Origin of the sequence: Vulcanococcus sp. CPBay_Sum15L08_68 (assembly GCF_017855895.1) — a bacterium.
GTDB lineage: Bacteria > Cyanobacteriota > Cyanobacteriia > PCC-6307 > Cyanobiaceae > Vulcanococcus.
Genome location: NZ_JAFMFX010000030.1, coordinates 1 through 20,638, shown reverse-complemented (window position 1 = coordinate 20,638; position 20,638 = coordinate 1). Strand labels below are relative to the sequence as shown.

The 20,638-nt window shown below is 64.8% G+C and carries 19 protein-coding genes and 1 tRNA gene; 10 read left to right on the top strand and 10 right to left on the bottom strand.

Translation table 11 applies throughout. The features are described 5' to 3' along the window. Positions 1–136 precede the first annotated feature (136 nt). A complete protein-coding gene (alsS, locus tag QZ189_RS06615; protein ID WP_296421368.1) occupies positions 137–1,882 on the top strand; it encodes an acetolactate synthase AlsS in 1,746 nt (581 codons plus the stop codon). A gap of 7 nt (positions 1,883–1,889) precedes the next feature. Next, a complete protein-coding gene (budA, locus tag QZ189_RS06610) occupies positions 1,890–2,744 on the top strand; it encodes an acetolactate decarboxylase (RefSeq protein WP_296421367.1) in 855 nt (284 codons plus the stop codon). Here budA and QZ189_RS06605 read toward each other — a convergent pair. Then, positions 2,691–3,446, bottom strand: a complete 756-nt coding sequence (locus QZ189_RS06605; protein WP_296421366.1) for a 16S rRNA (uracil(1498)-N(3))-methyltransferase — start codon at positions 3,444–3,446, stop codon at positions 2,691–2,693. The genes budA and QZ189_RS06605 overlap by 54 nt on opposite strands. 6 nt (positions 3,447–3,452) lie before the next feature. Then, on the bottom strand, positions 3,453–3,887 hold the full coding sequence (locus tag QZ189_RS06600) for a nucleoside deaminase (RefSeq protein ID WP_296416265.1): 435 nt from the start codon (positions 3,885–3,887) through the stop codon (positions 3,453–3,455). A 50-nt stretch (positions 3,888–3,937) separates the two neighbouring features. On the opposite strand from QZ189_RS06600, the gene QZ189_RS06595 reads away from it, so the two are divergent. Further along, positions 3,938–4,429: a cupin domain-containing protein gene (locus QZ189_RS06595; RefSeq protein ID WP_010315209.1), complete on the top strand. Its 492-nt coding sequence runs from the start codon at positions 3,938–3,940 to the stop codon at positions 4,427–4,429. A gap of 99 nt (positions 4,430–4,528) precedes the next feature. Here QZ189_RS06595 and QZ189_RS06590 read toward each other — a convergent pair. Next, a tRNA-Thr gene (locus tag QZ189_RS06590) sits at positions 4,529–4,600 on the bottom strand. 46 nt (positions 4,601–4,646) lie between these two features. Between QZ189_RS06590 and QZ189_RS06585 the strand changes: the two genes are divergently transcribed. Then, a complete protein-coding gene (locus QZ189_RS06585; protein ID WP_071777943.1) occupies positions 4,647–4,907 on the top strand; it encodes a DUF3493 domain-containing protein in 261 nt (86 codons plus the stop codon). Here QZ189_RS06585 and QZ189_RS06580 read toward each other — a convergent pair. The 6 genes from QZ189_RS06580 to QZ189_RS06555 form a co-directional block, all read right to left on the bottom strand. Then, complete coding sequence (locus QZ189_RS06580) at positions 4,851–5,912, bottom strand: low-complexity tail membrane protein (RefSeq protein ID WP_296421365.1); 1,062 nt, start codon at positions 5,910–5,912, stop codon at positions 4,851–4,853. The genes QZ189_RS06585 and QZ189_RS06580 overlap by 57 nt on opposite strands. A 2-nt stretch (positions 5,913–5,914) precedes the next feature. Then, positions 5,915–9,229, bottom strand: a complete 3,315-nt coding sequence (gene infB, locus QZ189_RS06575; RefSeq protein ID WP_296421364.1) for a translation initiation factor IF-2 — start codon at positions 9,227–9,229, stop codon at positions 5,915–5,917. Positions 9,230–9,290: 61 nt separating this feature from the next. Then, positions 9,291–9,572, bottom strand: a complete 282-nt coding sequence (locus QZ189_RS06570; protein ID WP_029626136.1) for a YlxR family protein — start codon at positions 9,570–9,572, stop codon at positions 9,291–9,293. Next, complete coding sequence (nusA, locus tag QZ189_RS06565) at positions 9,569–11,011, bottom strand: transcription termination factor NusA (protein WP_296421363.1); 1,443 nt, start codon at positions 11,009–11,011, stop codon at positions 9,569–9,571. Before nusA ends, QZ189_RS06570 begins: the two co-directional genes overlap by 4 nt. 42 nt (positions 11,012–11,053) lie before the next feature. Then, positions 11,054–11,527: a ribosome maturation factor RimP gene (rimP, locus tag QZ189_RS06560; protein WP_029626137.1), complete on the bottom strand. Its 474-nt coding sequence runs from the start codon at positions 11,525–11,527 to the stop codon at positions 11,054–11,056. Between the two features lie 151 nt (positions 11,528–11,678). Next, positions 11,679–11,948 (bottom strand): hypothetical protein, encoded by a 270-nt coding sequence (locus QZ189_RS06555; protein WP_010315231.1) that lies wholly within the window; start codon positions 11,946–11,948, stop codon positions 11,679–11,681. Between the two features lie 52 nt (positions 11,949–12,000). On the opposite strand from QZ189_RS06555, the gene QZ189_RS06550 reads away from it, so the two are divergent. From QZ189_RS06550 to rpiA, 3 genes are read left to right on the top strand one after another with little or no spacing between them, the layout of a single operon-like run. After that, positions 12,001–12,792 (top strand): metallophosphoesterase, encoded by a 792-nt coding sequence (locus QZ189_RS06550; protein ID WP_296421362.1) that lies wholly within the window; start codon positions 12,001–12,003, stop codon positions 12,790–12,792. Between the two features lie 33 nt (positions 12,793–12,825). Continuing rightward, positions 12,826–13,920 carry a trypsin-like peptidase domain-containing protein gene (locus QZ189_RS06545; protein WP_156797826.1) on the top strand — a complete coding sequence of 365 codons (1,095 nt, stop codon included), beginning with the start codon at positions 12,826–12,828 and terminating at the stop codon, positions 13,918–13,920. 38 nt (positions 13,921–13,958) lie between these two features. Continuing rightward, positions 13,959–14,672, top strand: a complete 714-nt coding sequence (gene rpiA / locus QZ189_RS06540; RefSeq protein ID WP_010315237.1) for a ribose-5-phosphate isomerase RpiA — start codon at positions 13,959–13,961, stop codon at positions 14,670–14,672. Positions 14,673–14,676: 4 nt separating this feature from the next. On the opposite strand, the gene hisD is transcribed toward rpiA, so the two are convergent. Further along, on the bottom strand, positions 14,677–16,011 hold the full coding sequence (gene hisD / locus QZ189_RS06535; RefSeq protein WP_296416272.1) for a histidinol dehydrogenase: 1,335 nt from the start codon (positions 16,009–16,011) through the stop codon (positions 14,677–14,679). 108 nt (positions 16,012–16,119) lie between these two features. Between hisD and rpsT the strand changes: the two genes are divergently transcribed. The 3 genes from rpsT to rpoB form a co-directional block, all read left to right on the top strand. After that, positions 16,120–16,422, top strand: a complete 303-nt coding sequence (rpsT, locus tag QZ189_RS06530) for a 30S ribosomal protein S20 (RefSeq protein WP_010315240.1) — start codon at positions 16,120–16,122, stop codon at positions 16,420–16,422. A 34-nt stretch (positions 16,423–16,456) separates the two neighbouring features. Beyond that, positions 16,457–17,278: a TatD family hydrolase gene (locus QZ189_RS06525; RefSeq protein WP_247477047.1), complete on the top strand. Its 822-nt coding sequence runs from the start codon at positions 16,457–16,459 to the stop codon at positions 17,276–17,278. 314 nt (positions 17,279–17,592) lie between these two features. Then, on the top strand, positions 17,593–20,638 hold a 3,046-nt coding region (gene rpoB, locus QZ189_RS06520; protein ID WP_296421361.1), incomplete at its 3' end, for a DNA-directed RNA polymerase subunit beta.

The following is a 20,638-nucleotide window of genomic DNA, read 5'->3' as shown; positions in this document are numbered from 1 at the left end:
TCTCGGTTGAACCAGAAGCCCCCTCGCAAGAGGGGGCTTTTTGTTGGGGGGGCGCAGATTCCCGAAAAAAAACGAACGCAGGGGCTGTGGTGCAGCGTTGTGGTCATGGTGTGCGAATCAGCCTTCGGACCGTCGGATGACGACATCGGCACGCCATTCCCATCCCCACGCACCGCAGACCTCCAACCGCAGAACGCCAGGCCGCCCAGTGGAGCCGGCGCCGCGGTCCAAGGCTCTGACGGGTGCTCAGTTTCTGGTCAAGGCGCTGGAAGCCCATGGCGTCACCCATGTGTTTGGCATCCCCGGGGCCAAGGTCGACAGCGTCTTCACGGCCCTGCTGGATTCGCCCATCGAGCTGGTGCTCTGCCGCCATGAGCAGAACGCGGCATTCATGGCTCAAGCCTTTGGCCGCCTGACCGGCCGCATCGGCGTCTGCCTGGCCACCTCCGGCCCTGGCGTGACCAACCTGGTGACGGGCCTGGCAACGGCGACCACCGAAGGCGACCCCGTGTTGGCGATCGGTGGTGAGGTGCCCCTGGACGATCGCTTTAAGCAGACCCATCAGTCGCTGGATGCCATCGGCCTGATGCAGCCGGTGACGCGCTTTGCCCAGTCCGCCCTCTCGATTCACGACCTACCGGAGGTCCTGGGCAATGCCATTCGGGCGGCTGAGCAGGGCCGGCCGGGGGCAGCCTTTCTGGGGCTGCCCAAGGACGTTGGCTTGGCTGAGATCGAGGCCGACCCATCGGCGGGCTGGGGTGAGCCGATCCTGCAGGGGCCCTGCCATCCCCAGGCCCTGAGCCGGGCCGCGGAGTTGATGGCAACCCTGGAGCGGCCCCTGCTCCTTCTGGGGATGCAGGCTTCAGATCCAGATCTCAGCGAAGCGCTCCAGGCCTATGTGCGCCGCAGCGGACTGCCCTACTGCGCCACCTTCCAAGGGCCCGGGCGCTGGGTCGCGCCGGAGCAGTACGTGGGGCGGTTGGGACTCTTCCGCAACCAACCGGCGGATGCCCTGCTGAGCGCTGCCGATGGGGTCATCTGCCTCGGCTTTGATCCGGTCGAATACGACCCCAGCCTTTGGAATAGCGATCAATCCCGCACCCTGATCAATGTCGATGTCCAGGCTGCGGACCAGGACCAAGCCTTCCTGCCCCAGGTGGAGTTGATCGGGGATCTGCAGCAGACCCTGATCGCCATGGCCACCCTGCCGCCACTGACGATCGCCCCTGATTTCCGTCAGCAGCAGCAGGCCCTCGCCGCTGAATTACGGGCGACGGCCGCCGAGGGTGCCTCCATGGGTGGGGCTGCTCCTGTTCATCCGTTGCGCCTGGTGCACGAGATCAGTTCGGTGATCACCAAGGACACCACGCTCTGCCTGGATGTCGGCTCCCACTACATCTGGATGAACCGCTATGCCCAGGCTGAGCGAGCCCGCCAGGTGCTGGTGAGCAATGGTCAGCAGACCCTGGGCGTGGCCCTGCCCTGGGCCATTGCCGCTGGGATGGTGCGCCCCGGCTGTCCCGTGGTCTCCGTCTCAGGGGACGGTGGCTTTTTGTTCACGGCGACGGAGCTGGAGACGGCGGTGCGGATGGGCAGCCGCTTCGTGCACGTGATTTGGAACAGCCACTCCTACAACATGGTGGAGTTCCAGGAGCAGGCCCACTACGGACGGGTCTCGGGGATCCAGCTTGGCGACTACGACGTCGTCAAGTTCGCCGAGGCCTTTGGCGCGAAGGGCTACTCGATCCAGAACGCCGAGGACCTCGGACCCGTCCTGCGGGAGGCTCTGCAGCAGCCGGTACCGGTTCTGATCAATGTTCCGGTGGACTACTCCGAGAACATCCGGCTGATGCAGAACGTGCACCAGCAGTTCATCCACTGAGGTTCCGATGAGCACGCAGCATGCGAGCGGTCACCACCTGAACGTCTCCGTTGGCGATGGTCTCTGGGACGCGCTGCACGCCTTGGCTGAACGCACGGGCGACAGCGTCAGCCATCTGGTTCGCCGCTCCCTGGCGGAAACCCTGGATCTTGACCACCACACGATCTATCAGGTCTCCACCTCTGGAGCGCTGGTGCAGGGGGTCTATCAGGGTTGCGTGCGCGTGGCGGACATCAAGCGCCATGGAGACTTCGGCCTGGGCACCTTCGATGGCCTCGATGGTGAGGGGATCATGCTCGATGGCACCTGCTGGCAGGCCCGCAGTGATGGGTCGGTGCATGTCGCCCCGGACACGGCCCTGGCTCCCTTTTGGGCGACGACCTTCTTTGCGGCTGACAGCACGACGACGCTGCCGTCCGTCAGCAGTTGGGACGACCTCACCGCCCAGCTCGATGGCCTAAGGCGCAGCGACAATCTCTTCTGCGCCATCCGCATTACCGGCACGTTCGAGAGGATCCACTACCGCGTGGCCTGCAAGAGCGCCCATGGCACGGACCTGGTGACCGCGACCAGTCACCAGGCGGAGTTCAGCCAGAGCGGTCTGCGCGGAAGCCTGGTGGGGTTCTGGACTCCCAGCTATGCCCGCACGATCAATGTGCCCGGCTATCACCTGCACCTGCTGAGCGATGACCACAACCATGGCGGTCACATCCTCGACGTGCAGGCCAAGGATCTGACGGTGCAGGTGCACATGGACAACCACGTGCACTTGGCCTTGCCGGAAACGCCGGCCTTCCTGGAGGCGGATCTACAGGGGGATCCCGCCGAGGCTTTGGCCCGAGCTGAGAGCAAACACAGCTGATCCCTGAGCCAGGGTTGCGCTGAGGGCCGTGTCCACGCTCAAGGTCCGCTCCCCTAGATGGACGGGGCGGGCACCATGGGCCTGGGCGAGCTCGATCTCAAAAGGGACAAAGCCGCCCTCGGGCCCGATCATCACCAGAGCGGGTTGGCCGGCGTGCTGAGCCAAGGGCTCCTCGGCCCCCATCTCAGTGATCAGGCAGAGCCGTCCGGCGCAGAGCCCTGGGAGCTCGTCTTCGATGAAGGGCCGGAAGCGTTGGTGCAGATGCACCTGCGGGGCGATGGTGTCTCGGGAGCGCTCCATGCCCGCGAGCAGGGCGGCCTCGACGTTGCTGGCTTGCAGCAGCGGGCTTTGCCAGTAGCTCTTCTCGACCCGCGCACTGTTGATCAGGTGCAGATGGCTGATCCCAAATTCGGCGCATTGCCGCAGGATCCGGCGCAGCATCTTGGGTCTCGGTAGGGCCAGCACCAAATCGAAGGGATGGCGCTTGGGTGGCGGTTCGCTGAGGACGGTTCTGAGCACCACGCCACTGGAGTCCAGGGACTCAATCAGCCCCTGACCGCAGGCACCTCCGATGAGCCCGAGCCGCAGGGTCTCGCCCACGCTCGACTTGAGCACATTGCGGATGTGGCGCGCCCGCTCGTCATTCAGCAGCACGCGCTGCTCGTCGATCCAGTCTTCTGGCCTCAGCAGGACGATGTTCATCGCTGTTCAGCAGCCGATGTCTTCTGCCCAGAGCTCAGGCTTCTGCTGCTGCATGGTTTGCATCAGCGCTTCGCAGCGTGGATCGTCCAGGCAGGTGACTTCGATTCCAGCCTCCTTGAGCCAGGTCTCGGCCCCTTGAAAGGTCTTGCGCTCTCCGATGACCACCCGCCGGAATCCCAGCAGAACGGCCGTTCCGGCGCACATCGGACAGGGAGAGAGGGTGGTGACCAGGGTCAGCTCACGCCAGTCGCGGCGCCGCCCGGCGTTGCGGATGCACTGGGTTTCACCATGGCTGGTGGGATCCCCGTTCTGGACCCGTTGGTTGTGTCCACGGGCGACGATCGTTCCATCCTCTTGGGCCAGGACGGCACCGATGGGAATTCCCCCTTCGCTCCAGCCCTGTTCGGCTTCGGCCCGGGCCGCATCGACCAGACGTTGCATCGTGCTGCGATCGATCGCACCTCCGTGCCGTTGGCCCAAGCATGGCAGGCATGACGCAAGACAACCTCGGTCCGTGGGATCCAGAACGCCACAGCGTGGCTGAGATCGTTGCGGCCCTTGATCTTCAACCTCACCCCGAGGGGGGGTGGTATCGAGAGACCTTCCGCAGCGCGCTCAAGGTGCGCCGCGCCGATGGGGTGCAGCGCGACGCCCTGACCCAGATCCTGTTTCTGTTGGGCCCCGGGGAGATCAGTCGCTGGCATCGGGTGAACCACGCCGATGAGAGTTGGTGCTGCCTAGCGGGGGATCCCTTGGCGTTGCTGTTGGTGATGGATGGGCAGCTGCAGGAGCACTGTCTTCTGCCGGGTTCAGCAGAAACGGTCGTGGTGCCAGCGGGTGTCTGGCAGGCCGCTCGGGCTTCAGGGCGTTGGAGCCTGATGGTGTGTGCGGTCGCCCCTGGTTTTGACTTTGACGACTTTCAAATGCTCAGCGAACTTTCAGAAGCTGAACATCCACCAGCTGCCCTGGTCGAGTATCGCTAGAGCCAGGTGCCATCTTTGGCTCGAATTCAAAGCCGCGGGCTCAGATGTCTTGCTGTGACTGCAGGGTCCCATCTCTTTTGAGAGCGTCAGGACCTGAAAAGCCGGAGATCGGACTTGAACCGACGACCTACTGATTACGAATCAGTTGCTCTACCACTGAGCTACACCGGCAGCCCAGTGAAATTAGCATTCAGGCTTCGAAGCCTGAGACGCGCGGATGCCGCCTGACTCCCGTCCCCCACTGGATCCCGATCTCAGGGCTCGTCTGTTGCAGGAGGCTCGCACCCCCTGGCGTGGACTCAGGCGAGGACTCTGGTTGGCCTTTACTGCTTCTGCGGCCGTTGGCCTGGCCACGATGGCGATGCGTTCGGCCGGTGGAGAGGTGGTCCAGTCCTCTGACCTCCTGATTCAGGTTTCGGCGTTAGCCCTCTTCGGGCTTCTCCTCTGGCGCGACCGCTCCCCCAGCGTCGACGACTGACGCGTCTTCGCTGTCCTGTTTGGCAGGGTCTTCCTCAGTGTCTTGGGGTGCTTCGGCAGTGGTCTCTTCGGGGCCGGTTTCTTCGGAACAGGGCTCTTCGTGAACGACCGCTTCCTCCTCGGGCTCTGCGTCGGCTTCTCGTTCGGCGTCGGCGTCTGAGGCTTCCGCTTGCGGCACATCGACGTCTTCTGAGGCAAGGGCTTCAGCGTTGGCCTCGTGGTCCTCGTCGGTTGCCTCAACGACCTCCGCGTCCGCCTGCAAAGGCTCTGCAGCAGGTTCAGAAGCTTCTGCGGCGACGGGCTCTGTCTCGGTAGGTGAGTCGGTCTGCTCGGGTTCAGGAGCGATAGCTTCGGGTTTTTCCTGTTGGTCTTGCGGTGTGACCTTCGGTTCCGGCTCGACGGAAGCCGCAGGTTCCGCAAAGGCCAACGGCGCGAGAAGCAAGAGCGGTAGCCCAGCGTTGAGGCGCTGCTCAGCAGCCTGGACTTGGGTGAGGGGCAGGGTCTGATCCACCAGACCAGCGGATCTGGTGAGCATCCAGAGGGACTGGATCACTTGGGCCCACTGCCATTGGATCAGCGCCAGCACCGGGATGCAGAGCAGCAGAACCACCAGCCTGGGGCTGCTGGAGAGAGGGGACCAGGCCCAGGCCATGCCGGCGTGGCTGTCTGCCCACCAGGTCAGAGGAAGGAGCAGTGCTGCGCCCAGGGCAATGACGACCTTCAGAGGCAGGGCGGTCTGAAGGGCACTCAGACGAAACTGCTCTGGTCGGCGACCCCGCAGGGGCACCTGCAGGATCAGCACAGACCAGAGGTCGGGAGGAAGGCGCCAGAAGAGGACCGCGCTTCCCAGGGCGCCGATCGCCCAGGTCAGTAAGCGTTCAAAGCCGGGGAAGGGACCCGGGTCTGCCCCTGCAAACAGCAGGAATAGCAACAGGATTTCGAGCGGCAAGGCCGCGAGCCCCAGTAGCTGGAGCCACAGGAGCGGTTCGCGTCTTGCCGGATTCACGGTCAGTTGCTGAGGGTGCGTCGCTGCGTGACCAGTTTGAAGGATTCCACCCGGTCGCCCTCTTGCCAGTTGGCAAAACGATCACAGCCGATGCCGCATTCGAAGCCGGTGGCGACTTCTTTGACATCGTCCTTGCCGCGGCGCAGGGAGTCCAGGTCGCCCTCGAACACCTTTTCCTTGCCGCGCCAGACGCGGACCTTGCAGTTGCGCTGCAGTTTGCCGCTGGTGACGTAGCAACCCGCCACGGCGCTCTTGCCGATCGTGAAGACGGCCCGAACCTCGGTTTCGCCCAGGGGCTCTTCCACCAGTTCGGGTTCCAGCAGGCCTTCCATGGCCATCTGGATGTCCTCGAGCAGTTTGTAGATGACGTCGTAGTCACGAACATCCACGCCCGTGGCGTCAGCAGCACGCTTGGCGCCAGGCGCCATCGAGGTGTTGAAGCCGACGATGACAGCACCGGAAGCCGCCGCCAGGTCGACGTCGGTTTCGGTGACTTCGCCCGGTGCAGAGAGCAGCACGCGGACCTGAACCTCCTCTTGAGGCAGTTGTTCCAAGGACCCGAGGATTGCCTCGACGGAACCCTGAACGTCGGCCTTGAGGATGAGGTTGAGTTCCTTGAGTTCCCCTTCGCTGGCCTGGCCCGACATGGAGGCCAGAGAGACCCGGCGGGAGGCCATCTGTTGGGCCAGACGGGTTGCGCGGGCTTCGGTGGCGCGGTCGCCGACCACCGCACGGGCCGTTTTTTCGTCGGTGTAGACCTCGAACTCGTCGCCGGCCGTCGGCACTTCGCTGAAGCCCAGGGCCTCAACGGCGTAGGAGGGGCCGGCTTCTTTGACGCGCTTGCCGTTGTCGTCGACCATGGCGCGCACCTTGCCCAGGATCGGACCAGCGGCCAGCACGTCGCCGGTGCGCAGGGTGCCGTTCTGGATCAGCAGGGTGGCCACAGGGCCCTTCGCCTTGTCGAGGTGTGCCTCGATGACGGTGCCCCGGGCCATCCGGTCTGGGTTGGCCTGCAGGTCTTCCACTTCGGTGACCAGCAGGATCATCTCCAGCAGCTTCTCGATGTTCTCGCCCTTGATGGCACTCACCGGCACCATCACGGTGTTGCCGCCCCAGTCCTCAGCCACGAGTTCGTGGGAGGACAGCTCCTGTTTGACGCGATCCGGGGAGGCACCTTCTTTGTCGATCTTGTTGATCGCCACCACGATCGGCACCTTGGCGGCGCGGGCGTGGCTGATGGCCTCCAGGGTCTGGGGACGCACGCCGTCATCGGCGGCCACCACCAGCACGGCCACGTCAGTGACCTTGGTGCCACGGGCCCGCATGGCGGTGAAGGCTTCGTGGCCAGGGGTGTCGAGGAAGGTGATCTTCCGCTGCTCCCCGGCGTGGGGAACTTCGACTTGGTAGGCACCGATGTGCTGGGTGATGCCACCGGCTTCGCCAGCGGTGACCCGGGTTTTGCGGATCGAGTCCAGCAGGCTGGTCTTGCCGTGGTCCACGTGGCCCATGACCGTGACCACAGGTGGACGCCGGATCAGGTGAGCGAGATCGCTCTCTTCGATCATCTCGACGGTCTTGGCCGCCGCTTCCTCGACGTCGTCCTCGAGCACCGGAACGCCGAATTCCTGGGACACCGTCTCGATCGCTGAGAGATCGAGGGTTTGGGTCACCGTGGCGATGATGCCCTTGAAGAAGAGGCTCTTGATGATCTCGGAGCTCTCGACGCCCAGCTTGTCGGCCAGCTCCTGCACCGTGAGGTTGCCCTCCGGAACGATGAGCATTTCGGGCCGCTGTTGCTTGGCTTCCCGTGCGGCACGCAGCTCCATCGCGCGGCGGCGCTGACGCTGACGGGCGGTTTCCTTGCGGCGCTTGCGGGCCACAACGGTTGGCTTCGGCTGAGCGGAGCCAGCGCTGCGGGGTTTCGCCGGACGGGCGAGGGAGGCCTGCAGCACCACCGCATCGGTGTCACCGGCGTAGCCGCCGGTTTGTGCGGCCAGCGAGTCGTCGTTCTCGCCAATGATGTGAACGCGCTGGCGCTGCTTCTGGGGTGAGCGGCTGCGCAGTGCATCCAGACGCGCGCTGTCGTCCCAATCGGGGCGGCGGGGACGGCCGCCACCGGGCGGCTGGGGTGCACGGAAATTCGGGCGGCGTGGTGCCGACGGGGGAGTGGCCGAAGGACGGTTGGCGTCGCCTGCTCCAGGGGCTCCGGGGGCGCCGGCGGGTGCGCCAGGGGCGCCGCCAGGACGCCGAGGCGCCGGTGCGCTGGGCCTTGCTCCAGGTTTCTGGAGCTGCATGAGCTCGCCAGGGGCCACCGGCTTGCGCATGCCAGGCATGCCGGGACGGGTCGGGGGCGCGGGGCGGTTCCCGCCGCCACCAGGACCGCTGACATCACGGCGAATGGGTTTGCCGACCAGCTCCACCTGAGGGCGGGCGGGTTTGGCGGGCTTGCCGCCCTGTCCCACCCGCGTGGGGGCGGGTGCGCCGGGGCGTGTGGGCATCCCTGGCCGCTGGCTCAGGGCCGGGCGGCCGGAGGGTGTGGCAGGACGGGCTCCGCCCTGGCCGCCCTGAGGACGGCTAACGAGCTGCGGGCGGCCACCGCCTGCAGCGGGACGCGTGGGGGCGCCAGGACGCTGGGGGGGGCTACCTGCCGCAGGGCGCGACACAGGGGGCGCCGGCTTGCGGGCCGGGGGGGCTCCCGCTCCTGCCGGGGTCTTGGACACGATTGCCGGTGCAGGTCGGCTCGGGGCCGGGGCTGCGGGACGGCTGGGGGGAGCGCTGGCAGCGGGTTTGGCGGCAGGCTTGGCCGCTGCGGGACGAGCCGGAGGCGCTGACGGGGCCGCTGGACGGCTGGGGGGAGCACTGGCCGCAGGTTTGGCTGCGGGCTTGGCCGCTGCCGCAGGGCGGGCTGGGGGAGCGGATGGTGCGGCCGGGCGAGCTGGAGCGGACGGAGCGGCGGGCTTGGCTGCCTGGGGCTGGGGCCGAGGAGCAGGGGCCGCAGCAGCAGGTTTCGCCGGAGCAGGGCTGGCCGCTACCGGTTTGGCCGCTGCGGGTTTCGCAGGCGCTGCCGGTGCGGCAGGAGCGGCCTTCTTGACCGAGAGGATGGCTTTCTTGGGCTCGTCCACCGTCGGAGCGGCCTTGCTGCCATTCCCGCCACCTTTGATCAGGCTGCGGATTTTTGCTGCCTCGTCATCGCTGATGGAGCTGCTATGGCTCTTCGCTGCGATCGACAGTTTCTCGGCGGCATCGAGCACGTCCTTGTTCTCAAGGCCCAAGTCCTTGGACAGCTCGTAAATCCTGACTTTGCCGCTGCTGGTCATCAAGTGCTCCAAGTGGTCGGGGGCAACACGTGCCACCGGGCCATCACCCACAGTGAGGCCACTATTTATCTTGCCTCAGCGCCTGATAAGAGGTGGCATTCAGGCGCTGCGCCAAGGCCGCGTAGATGGAATCTGACACTTGGCACCGGAGTGCCTTCTGCAGACGTTTGCGGCGCTTGGCTTCCTCAAAACAGCTCTCGGTCGGACAGAGATAGGCCGATCGGCCCATCCCTTGGTCCAGAGCCATGCCGCCCTCGGCAAGGCGGATGACCCGTAGCAGGTGCTGGCGATCCAGCAGTGCACGGCAGGTCACACAACGCCTGAGGACGGGCTGTTGCTTCACCGGGCTCCTTCCTCGTCGGTCGTCTCTTCGACAGCCTCTTCGACTGCGTCTTCCGTTGCCACGGCGTCGGTGGCCTCAGCCTCAGCCACAGGCTCTTGCTCGTAGGCCGCTTCGTCGTACTGGGCCTGCTCGCCGTACTCCTCTTCGTCCTCGGGCAGGGGATAGAGCTCCCGCAGACGGGCGTCTTCCTCGGCACGCAGGGCGTGTTCTGCCTCCATCCGGGCTTCAGCTTCCGCCTGAAGCGCTTCCTCTTCCTGGCGCATGGAGATCAGTTCCGCGACCTTCTCGTCCTCAGAGGCCTGGTCGTACTCGGTGCTGTTCTTGATGTCGATCTTCCAGCCGGTCAGGCGAGCGGCGAGACGGACGTTCTGACCCTCACGGCCGATGGCCAGGCTGAGCTGATCGGGGGGCACCAGGACGTGGGCATGCTGCCCTTCGGGATCCACCAGTCGAACCGCTTCCACGCGGGCGGGGCTCAGGGAGTTGGCGATGTACTGGCCCGGGTCATGGGACCAGCGGATGACATCGATTTTTTCGCCACGCAGTTCGTTCACGACCTGCTGGATGCGAGAGCCGCGGGCGCCAATGCAGGCGCCGACAGGGTCCACTTCGCGCTCCACGCTGTCCACGGCCACCTTGGTGCGGGGACCGACCGAGCGGGAGGGGGGGTTGGCCTCACGGGCGACGGCAACGATGCGGACCGACCCCTCCTGGATCTCGGGCACTTCGTTCTCGAAGAGATAGACGACCAGACCGGCGTTGGCGCGGCTGACAAACAGTTGAGGTCCGCGGCGCGGAATCTCACTGACTTCCTTCAGGAAGACCTTGAAGGTGGCGTTGGCCCGGTAGTTGTCATTGGGCAGCTGGTCGCGGCGGGGGAGTTCGGCCTCCACTTCGGGGCGACCCAGTCCGCTGCTGACGGCCATGATCACGCTCTGTCGCTCGAAGCGAATCACGCGAGCGGTCAGGACGGGATCTTCCAGGTCGGCGAACTCCTCCTGGATCATGCGGCGCTGCTGGTCGCGCAGCTTCTGGGCCAGCACCTGTTTGGTGGTGGCGGCGGCCATGCGGCCGAAGTCTTCCTTCTCGGGGGTGACGTCCAGCACCACGGTGTCACCGGCCTGGGCGTCTTCCGCCACCTGCATCACTTCGGCCAGTGAGATTTGGTGGTCTTCGCTCTCGACCTCTTCAACGATGATTTTGGAGGCCAGTACCCGGTAGCCCTCTTCGTCGAGATCCAGGGCGACATCGAAGTTGGAGAAGTAGTCCTCCTCGAAGGGGTCCTCGCTAATCCCCAGATAAAGGGTGCGGCGGTAGCGCTCATAGCCCTTGAGCAGGGCTTCACGCAGGGCCGCTTCCACCACCGCAGGGGGCAGTTTTTTCTCTTCGCTGATGTCCTCGATCAGGTTGGAGAGACCGGGGAGCAGGACCAGTGCCATGGCAGGTGGTTGGGTGCGGGATTGGAGAGGGGAAAGGAGGGGTTAGGCCTCTTTGGGAGTCACCAGCTTCACGCTGATCACATCGGGGCGCGGGATTCGAACCGTGCGTCCCCGGACGTTGAGGAGAACGTTCTCCTCATCGCGTTCGAGCAAGAGGCCCTCACGCTCGTTGTCGCCCCCGGATTTGGTGTCGCGGTAGCGGATCGAAACCGGGAATCCGCGGAAGCTGCGGAAGTCTCGGTCGTCGCTCAGCTGCTCGCTGACGCCCGGACTGCTGACTTCCAGGACATAGGGGTCCTGCAGCAGCCCGCTGTTCTCGATGGCGTCGCCCAGCACTCCGCTGAAGCTGGCGCAGTTGTCCAGGCTCACGTCTCCGCCATCGGCCAGACGCAGCTGGACCAGCAACGTCATCGGAATTCGATGGGTGAGCAGTTCAAGGCCGCAGACCTGGAATCCAGCGCCCTCCGCCGCCTGGCTAGCCAGGGTTTGGAGGTCAGGGTGCAGGGGATGCGGCAAAGCCTGGATCGTGAACAGGGGAACGGGCGACCCGTCCGGCACCTGCAGTGATCTGCTGTCTGGCTGTCCAGCTGCTCCCGAGGAGTCAGCGCTGTTCAGTCAGAGGTGCCCGCCGGGCACAACACAACAGTACGTGATCGGCCTTGGAGCGTCAGGCCCCCATGCTGCCGAGATCGACAGCAGGTGGCTCCATGTAGGCATCCCCAGGTTGGGCCTCGCCCCGCAAGCTGGGGTCCTGGTTGAGGCACTGCGACTTTTGTTCGTCTGTGCGCAGGAACTGGCAAACCCGGGCGTAGAGCTTGGAGCGGGTGGAGGGCTTGCCTTGGCTGAAGTGCACCTGATCCAGGCCGCCGACTAAGCCCTGAATCTCCACTTGGCAGAGAGCACAGCGTTGACGGGTGCCCGGGGGGATAGCGGCCATGCCAGCTCGGTCAAGAACGGGCAACTTAGGGCCATTGATCTGCTCGGTTGGTGTGCCTGGCCTCCTTCAGTTGAGTGATCCGCACCTCCTGGCAGACCCTCGGGGGCACTGCCGAGGTCGTCCCTCCATGGCGTCCTTGCGCCACGGCCTGCGGCAGGCCCTGTCCCAGATCGATCAGCCCCCGGATCTGCTGCTGATCACAGGGGACCTCTGCCAGGACGAAAGCTGGGGCGGGTATCGCCGCCTGCAGGAGGTCCTGGAGGACGTTGAACCCCTGAGGGAGGTTCCCCTGGCCTTGACCCCGGGCAACCACGACCATCCGGCCCTGATGCGATCGGCCTTGGGACGTCGCGCTGTGATTGCCCCGGCGGCCCTGGACCTCGGCGACTGGACGCTGCTGTTGCTCTCGAGTCACCGCAGTGGCGCCGTTGCTGGCTTCCTTGACCCCAGGCAGCTGGCTTGGCTCGAGCGCCAGCTGGAGCTGGCCGATCAGCCCGTGGTGCTGGCTTTGCACCATCCCCCGGTGCCCATTGGTGATTCAGGCTTGGATCCGATCGCTCTGCAGGATCCAGGCCCGTTTCTTCGCTGCCTCCAGCGGGCCCCAGCCCTCAAAGCCGTTCTCTTCGGCCATGTCCACCAGCATTGGCAGGGCGAACTGCCCCGCAGCGGCGCTGGGTCTCCCATACCCCTTTGGGCCTGTCCCTCGTCGTTGGCGTCCTTTGCGGCTGTTCAACCCTGTCCCTTGGGGCGGCCTGACTGGCCGGGGGGGCGTTGGCTGACCTTGCAGCCCTCGGGCGAGGTGGCCTCGACCCTTCTGCGTTGGTCTCCCGTGGAATCTGCCTAGCCTTCAGTCCACTTGGGTGTGTTGCGGATCTTGGTGCGCGTTCTGCTGGCCCTGGTGTTGTTGCTGGCCGCTTGGTTCCCGGCGGCTCCAGCCTGGGCGGACTTTGGAAGCAACACCAACCACAGTTTTGTCTCTGCGGCGGTGAAACGGGTTGGGCCGGCGGTCGTGCGGATCGACACCGAGAGGACCGTCCCACGGATTGGTCTGGACCCTTCCTTTAGTGACCCGCTCCTGCGGGAGATGTTTGGCGATCAGATCCCCAATAGCCGTGAGCGCGGGCAGGGATCCGGAATCGTGATTGATGGTCAAGGCATGGTTCTCACGAACGCCCACGTCGTGGATGGCGCTGACCGGGTTGAGGTGACGCTGGCCAGTGGTCAAGAGCTGGAGGGCTCGGTGCTCGGAATCGATCCCGTGACCGATCTGGCGGTGGTGCGCATTGCCAAAACCCAGGGGTTGAAGTCCGCGCCACTGGGGGACTCCAGTGCCCTGGAGGTGGGGGATTGGGCCATCGCCTTAGGGACCCCCTATGGCTTGGAGCGCACCGTCACCCTGGGCATCGTCAGCAGCCTGCACCGCAACATCACCAGCCTGGGCTTCTCGGACAAGCGTCTGGAATTGATTCAGACCGATGCGGCGATCAATCCAGGCAATTCCGGTGGCCCACTAATTAATGCCAGCGGCGAGGTGATTGGGATCAACACCCTGGTGCGTTCGGGTCCGGGAGCCGGATTGGGTTTCGCGATCCCGATCAACCTGGCCAAGGGTGTTGCGGCCCAGCTGAGCCAAGGGGACTCCGTGGTGCACCCCTACCTGGGCCTACAGCTAGTTCCCCTCAATCCGAGGCTGGCTCGCGACAACAACGCTGACCCCAATGCCCTGCTCCAACTGCCCGAGCGGGACGGGGCACTGGTGCAACGGGTGATCCCGGATAGCCCTGCCGAACGGGCTGGCTTGCGCCGGGGAGATCTGGTGGTCCAGGCGGCGGATCAAGAGGTCAGCGATCCCGGGGAGCTGCTGCGTTTGGTGGAGGCCTCCCAGGTTGGTGATGTCCTGGCGATCCGCGTGTTGCGGGGCGAGGAACAGATCGATCTCTCGATCCGGCCTGAGGCGCTGCCGCATTCCTGAGGCCTGAGCTACGGTCACTGGCCAGTGAAAACGGCGTGATGGCGGATCTGCAGGACCAGATGAAACAGGCGGTGGCGGCTGCAGCCACCGAGCAGATCCAGAGCGGAATGGTGGTGGGCTTGGGCTCCGGTTCAACCGCTGCCCTGATGATTCAGGCCCTCGGCGCCAAGCTCAAAAGCGGAGAGCTGCGGGACATCGTTGGGGTGACCACCTCCTTCCAAGGTGAGGTGCTTGCTGCCGAGCTGGGTATCCCGCTGCAGAGCCTGAATGCCGTGGATCGGATCGATCTGGCCATCGATGGCGCCGATGAGGTGGATCCTTCGTTCCAGTTGATCAAGGGCGGCGGCGCCTGCCACGTCCAGGAGAAGCTGGTGGCGGTTCGTGCCAAGCGCTTCGTGGTGGTGGTGGATTCCACCAAGCTCGTGGACACCCTCAACCTGGGCTTTCTGCTGCCCGTGGAGGTGATGCCCGGTGCCTGGCGTCAGGTCCAGGGCCAGCTCAAGGAGATGGGGGGTGACGCCCAGCTCCGTATGGCAGTCAAAAAGGCTGGTCCCGTCGTGACGGACCAGGGCAACCTCGTGCTGGACGTCAAGTTCAGCGGTGGCATCGGCGATCCCGTCAGCCTGGAGAAGGAGATCAACAACCTCCCCGGCGTCCTGGAGAACGGTCTGTTCGTGAACATCACCGACCAGGTGCTGGTGGGCGAGATCAACGACGGCGTTGCCGGCGTCCGGGATCTGGTCAAGCGCTGAGCGCTTAGGCCAGGCGCCGGCGAACGGACTCTGCGTGGCTGTGGAGTCCCTCGCTGTCAGCCAGGGTGCCAACGGCAGCGCCGGTGGCCTCCAGGGCTTGCCGGTTGAATTGAATCAAGCTGGTGTGGCGCATGAAGGTCTCCACGCACAGCGCTCCGGCGAATCGGGCCGTACCCGAGGTCGGCAGGGTGTGGTTCGGGCCGGCCAGGTAATCGCCAACAGCCTCCGGGGTCCAGGCCCCCATGAAGATCGCCCCGGCCTGTTGGATCTGTTCGGCCAGGGGCTCAGGCTGCTCCACCTGCAGTTCCAGGTGTTCGGGGGCAAAGCGATCACTGAGCTGTGCCGCCTCATCCAGGTCTGAGCAGACCACGATCAAGCCCCAGTCGTTGAGGGCCTGACGGGTGATGGCGGCACGGGGGTGTCCCTCCAGTTGCTGCTCAATCGCGGCGGGGATGGCCCGTGCCAGTTCCTCGCTGGTGGTCAGAAGGATTGCTGCAGCGAGGGGGTCGTGCTCCGCCTGCGCCAGGAGATCGGCCGCGACGTGGTCAGGGTTGGCGCTGGCATCGGCGATCACCAGCACTTCACTGGGGCCAGCTAGTGAGTCAATGGCGACCCGGCCGTAGACCGCTTTTTTGGCCAGGGTCACATAGAGGTTGCCTGGACCGCTGATGACATCCACCCGGGGGATGGATTCCGTGCCGTAGGCCAGGGCTCCCACGGCTTGGGCACCTCCGACCCGATAGATCTCATCGATTCCCGCTAGGTGGGCTGCCGCCAGCACGGTGCTGTTGATGCGGCCGTCGGGTCCGGGAGGGGTCACCATGACCACCCGCTTGACCCCCGCAACCTTGGCGGGCACCGCATTCATCAAAACGGTGCTGGGGTAGCTGGCGCGGCCCCCTGGGACATAGAGACCGGCCCGCTCCACCGGGCGCCAGCGGCGGCCCAGTCGCTCTCCGTGCTCTCCGGTGATGGCCAGGTCGTTGGGCAGTTGGCGCTGGTGGAAGTCCAGGATCCGGCGGTGGGCCAGGGCCAGGGCCTCCTGCAGCTCAGGGGAGGTGGCGGCCCAGGCCGCTTCGATCTCCTCCTTGGGAACGCGCAAAGGATCCGGGCGGACCCCATCAAAACGCTCGGTCAGTTCAAAGAGGGCGGCATCGCCCTGCTGTTGCACCTGCTCGAGGATTCCCTCAACCCGTTGGGCGACCTCTCGGCTTTGGCCGCTACCGGTGCGCTCGGCGATGGCCTCGAGCCGTTGACCGGCCTGCTCGGCATCGCGCAGCAGCTCGATCTGCAGCGGTGCGATCGACTCGGCACGGCTTGGAGGGGAGCTGGCGGTCACGAAACCGTGGTGCGGCGGTGATTGTTCAAGCTAGTTGCTCAGCCTTTGGGGAGGGTCGCAAGCCAGGGGGTAAGCTTGTCGACTGCCGAATCAGCGCCTTTTCCGTCTGTGGCCAATAACAAGTCGTCGAAGAAACGCATTGAGGTTGCCGAGCGCAATCGTCTGCACAACCGCACCTACAAGTCTGCGGTCCGCACCCTGATGAAGCGTTGCTTCGCCGCTTGCACCGCCTACAGCCAGGAGCCCGGCGATGCAGCCAAGCAGGCTGTCCAGTCGAGCCTGAGCGCTGCCTTCAGCAAGATCGACAAGGCCGTCAAGGTCGGCGTGCTGCACCGCAACAACGGTGCCCACCAGAAATCTCGCCTGAGCGCTGCTGTCAAGAGCGCCATCGAGCCCGCAGCGAAGGCCTGATTTTTTAGGTTGGATCCAGGTGAACCTTGGATCCATGGCAGCTGCCGTCGCTCTCGAGAGCCTTCCGGCTCCTTTGATTGACAGCCACTGCCACATCGTCTTTCGAAATTTCGACGAAGACTTGGAGGAGGTTGCTCAACGCTGGCGTGATGCCGGTGTGGGGCGCCTCCTTCACGCATGTGTGGAGCCTTCTGAGATTCCGGCGATTCGAGCGCTGGCCGATCGCTTCCCCGAGCTTCGCTACTCCGTTGGCGTTCATCCTCTGGATCCGGAGCATTGGGCTTCCAACACGCAGCAGGTGTTGCGCGAGGCGGCTCAAGCTGACCCCAGGGTCGTGGCGATCGGCGAGCTCGGTTTGGATCTGTTCCGCGACAACAATCTCGAGCAACAGCTGGCGATGCTCCGGCCCCAGTTGGACCTGGCGGTGGAGCTGGATCTGCCCGTGATCATTCACTGCCGCGATGCCGCTGAACCGATGCTTGCCGAGTTGCGCGAGCGTGCTGAGCGGGGTGCCTGCCCTAAGGGCGTGATGCACTGCTGGAGCGGCACTCCCGAGGAAATGCAGGGGTTCCTCGAGTTGGGGCTCTACATCAGCTTTAGCGGCAATGTGACCTTCCCGAAGGCCACCGACACCCATGCCTGCGCCCAAGCGGTTCCCGCGGATCGATACCTCGTGGAGACCGACTGCCCGTTCTTGGCGCCCGTGCCGCGACGGGGCAAGCGCAACGAGCCTTCCTATGTGATGGCTGTGGCGGAGCGAGTGGCTGTCCTGCGCCAGGAGCCGCTGCAGACCGTCGCCTTACAGAGCACCCGCAACGCCTGTGCACTGTTTGGACCCGCTCTTCACAATGTATGATGTTTCATTGGCCTGGCAGCGAGTCGTGATTTATCCGTGCTCGTTGCAGCCCGAAAGCGCTCGCCAGGGATCTGGTGAGTTAGCCCATGACCAGTGGTGCGTTGTCTTTCCGGTGCGAGTTGTCGTTCCCTGCGGTGTTCAAGCGATCTGAATAGGCGCCCCAGCTGGCCAGTCGCTCCCGAGAGGGACGGCTGGCTCTGTCGTCTGTGTGGTGATGTCGCGCTGACATCCCCCTTCGTCTTGATCTCCGCCTGGTTCTGAAACTGCTGTCCAGGCCCTCCGTTCCGTTTCACCCGTTCCTGCAGGTTCACCGCATGAGCAGCGCGATTCAGGTCGCCAAGACCGCCACTTACCTCCCCGACCTGGTGGAGGTGCAGCGCGCGAGCTTCAAATGGTTTCTGGAGAAGGGCCTGATCGAGGAGCTGGAGAGCTTCTCCCCGATCACCGACTACACCGGCAAGCTTGAGCTGCACTTCATCGGTAGCGAGTACCGCCTGAAGCGCCCTCGCCACGACGTGGAAGAGGCCAAGCGCCGTGACGCGACCTTCGCGTCCCAGATGTATGTGACCTGCCGCCTGGTCAACAAGGAGACCGGCGAAATCAAGGAGCAGGAAGTGTTCATCGGGGAACTGCCCCTGATGACCGAGCGCGGCACGTTCATCATCAACGGCGCCGAGCGCGTGATCGTGAACCAGATCGTGCGTTCACCCGGCGTCTATTTCAAAGACGAGCAGGACAAGAACGGCCGTAAGACCTTTAACGCCAGCCTGATCCCCAACCGTGGCGCCTGGCTGAAGTTTGAAACCGACAAGAACGACCTGCTGCACGTTCGCGTCGACAAGACCCGCAAGATCAACGCCCACGTGTTGATGCGGGCCATCGGCCTGTCCGACAACGACGTCCTCGACAAGCTGCGCCACCCCGAGTACTACCAAAAGTCCATCGAGGCGGCGAACGACGAAGGCATCGCTTCAGAAGACCAGGCTCTGCTTGAGCTCTACAAGAAGCTGCGTCCGGGTGAACCCCCCTCGGTGAGCGGTGGTCAGACCCTGCTGCACAGCCGTTTCTTTGATCCCAAGCGCTACGACCTCGGCCGGGTTGGTCGCTACAAGATCAACAAGAAGCTGCGCCTGACCATCCCCGATGCGACGCGCACCCTCACCCCTGAGGACGTCCTCAGCACGATCGATTACCTGATCAACCTTGAGCTCGATGTGGGTGGCGCCACCCTCGATGACATCGACCACCTCGGTAACCGCCGCGTTCGCTCCGTGGGCGAATTGCTGCAGAACCAGGTCCGCGTTGGTCTGAATCGCCTCGAGCGGATCATCAAAGAGCGGATGACCGTTGGTGAGACCGAGAGTCTGACCCCGGCCCAGCTGGTGAACCCCAAGCCCCTGGTGGCGGCGATCAAGGAGTTCTTCGGCTCCAGCCAGCTGAGCCAGTTCATGGATCAGACGAATCCCCTGGCTGAGCTCACCCACAAGCGCCGCATCAGCGCCCTGGGCCCAGGCGGTCTGACCCGCGAGCGCGCTGGCTTTGCCGTGCGCGACATCCACCCTTCCCACTACGGCCGGATTTGCCCGATCGAGACCCCTGAAGGTCCGAATGCCGGTCTGATTGGCTCCTTGGCCACCCACGCCCGGGTGAACGAGTACGGCTTCATCGAGACCCCGTTCTGGAAGGTGGAGGACGGCATCGTCCTCAAGCAGGGTGACCCCCTCTACCTCTCGGCGGATCTCGAGGACGAGTGCCGTGTGGCTCCTGGCGACGTCGCCACCGACGCCGATGGCCGGATCAAGGCCGACCTGGTTCCCGTGCGCTACCGCCAGGACTTTGAGACCGTGCCCCCCGAGCAGGTCGACTACGTGCAGCTCTCACCGGTTCAGGTGATCTCGGTTGCAACCTCGCTGATCCCCTTCCTCGAGCACGACGACGCCAACCGGGCCCTGATGGGTTCGAACATGCAACGTCAGGCTGTGCCTCTGCTGCGCCCTGAGCGTCCCCTGGTCGGCACCGGTCTGGAGACCCAGGTCGCCCGTGACTCGGGCATGGTCCCCATCACCACCGTCAACGGCACGGTCAGCTTTGTCGATGCCACCGCGATCGTCATTCGCGATGAAGAGGGCAACGACCACACCCACTACCTCCAGAAGTACCAGCGCTCCAACCAGGACACCTGCCTCAACCATCGTCCGATCGTCAAACTTGGCGATCAGGTGATCGCCGGTCAGGTCCTGGCCAACGGTTCGGCCTGTGAGGGTGGTGAAATCGCCCTGGGTCAGAACGTTCTGATCGCCTACATGCCTTGGGAGGGCTACAACTACGAGGACGCGATTCTCGTTTCCGAGCGCCTGGTGCGCGACGACCTCTACACCTCGGTGCACATCGAGAAGTACGAGATCGAAGCCCGTCAGACCAAGCTTGGACCTGAGGAGATCACCCGCGAGATCCCCAACGTTGCCGAGGAGAGCCTGGGCAACCTGGACGAGATGGGCATCATCCGCATTGGTGCCTATGTCGAAAGCGGCGACATCCTGGTCGGCAAGGTGACCCCCAAGGGTGAGTCGGACCAGCCCCCGGAAGAGAAGCTGCTGCGCGCGATCTTCGGTGAGAAGGCCCGCGATGTCCGCGACAACTCCCTGCGCGTTCCCAGCACCGAGCGTGGCCGTGTGGTCGACGTCCGGATCTATACCCGCGAGCAGGGCGATGAGCTGCCGCCCGGCGCAAACATGGTGGTTCGGGTCTACGTGGCCCAGCGCCGCAAGATCCAGGTCGGCGACAAGATGGCCGGCCGCCACGGCAACAAGGGCATCATCAGCCGCATCCTTCCCCTGGAGGACATGCCCTATCTGCCCGACGGCACCCCGATCGACATCGTGCTCAACCCCCTGGGTGTGCCGAGCCGGATGAACGTCGGACAGGTCTTCGAGTGCTTGATGGGCTGGGCTGCATCCCACCTGGATTGCCGCGTCAAGGTGGTGCCCTTCGACGAAATGCACGGCCCTGAGACCTCGAAGAACACCGTTCAGGCCTATCTCGAGGCGGCCAAGTCCCAGCCCGGTAAGGACTGGGTCTACAACCCTGACAACCCCGGCAAGATCCAGTTGATCGATGGCCGGACCGGCGAGGCCTTTGACCAGCCCGTGACCGTGGGTTACGCCCACATCCTCAAGCTGGTTCACCTGGTGGACGACAAGATCCACGCTCGCTCCACGGGTCCCTACTCCCTGGTCACCCAGCAGCCCCTGGGTGGTAAGGCCCAGCAGGGCGGCCAGCGTCTGGGTGAGATGGAGGTCTGGGCCCTCGAGGCCTACGGCGCCGCCTACACCCTGCAGGAACTGCTCACCGTCAAGTCCG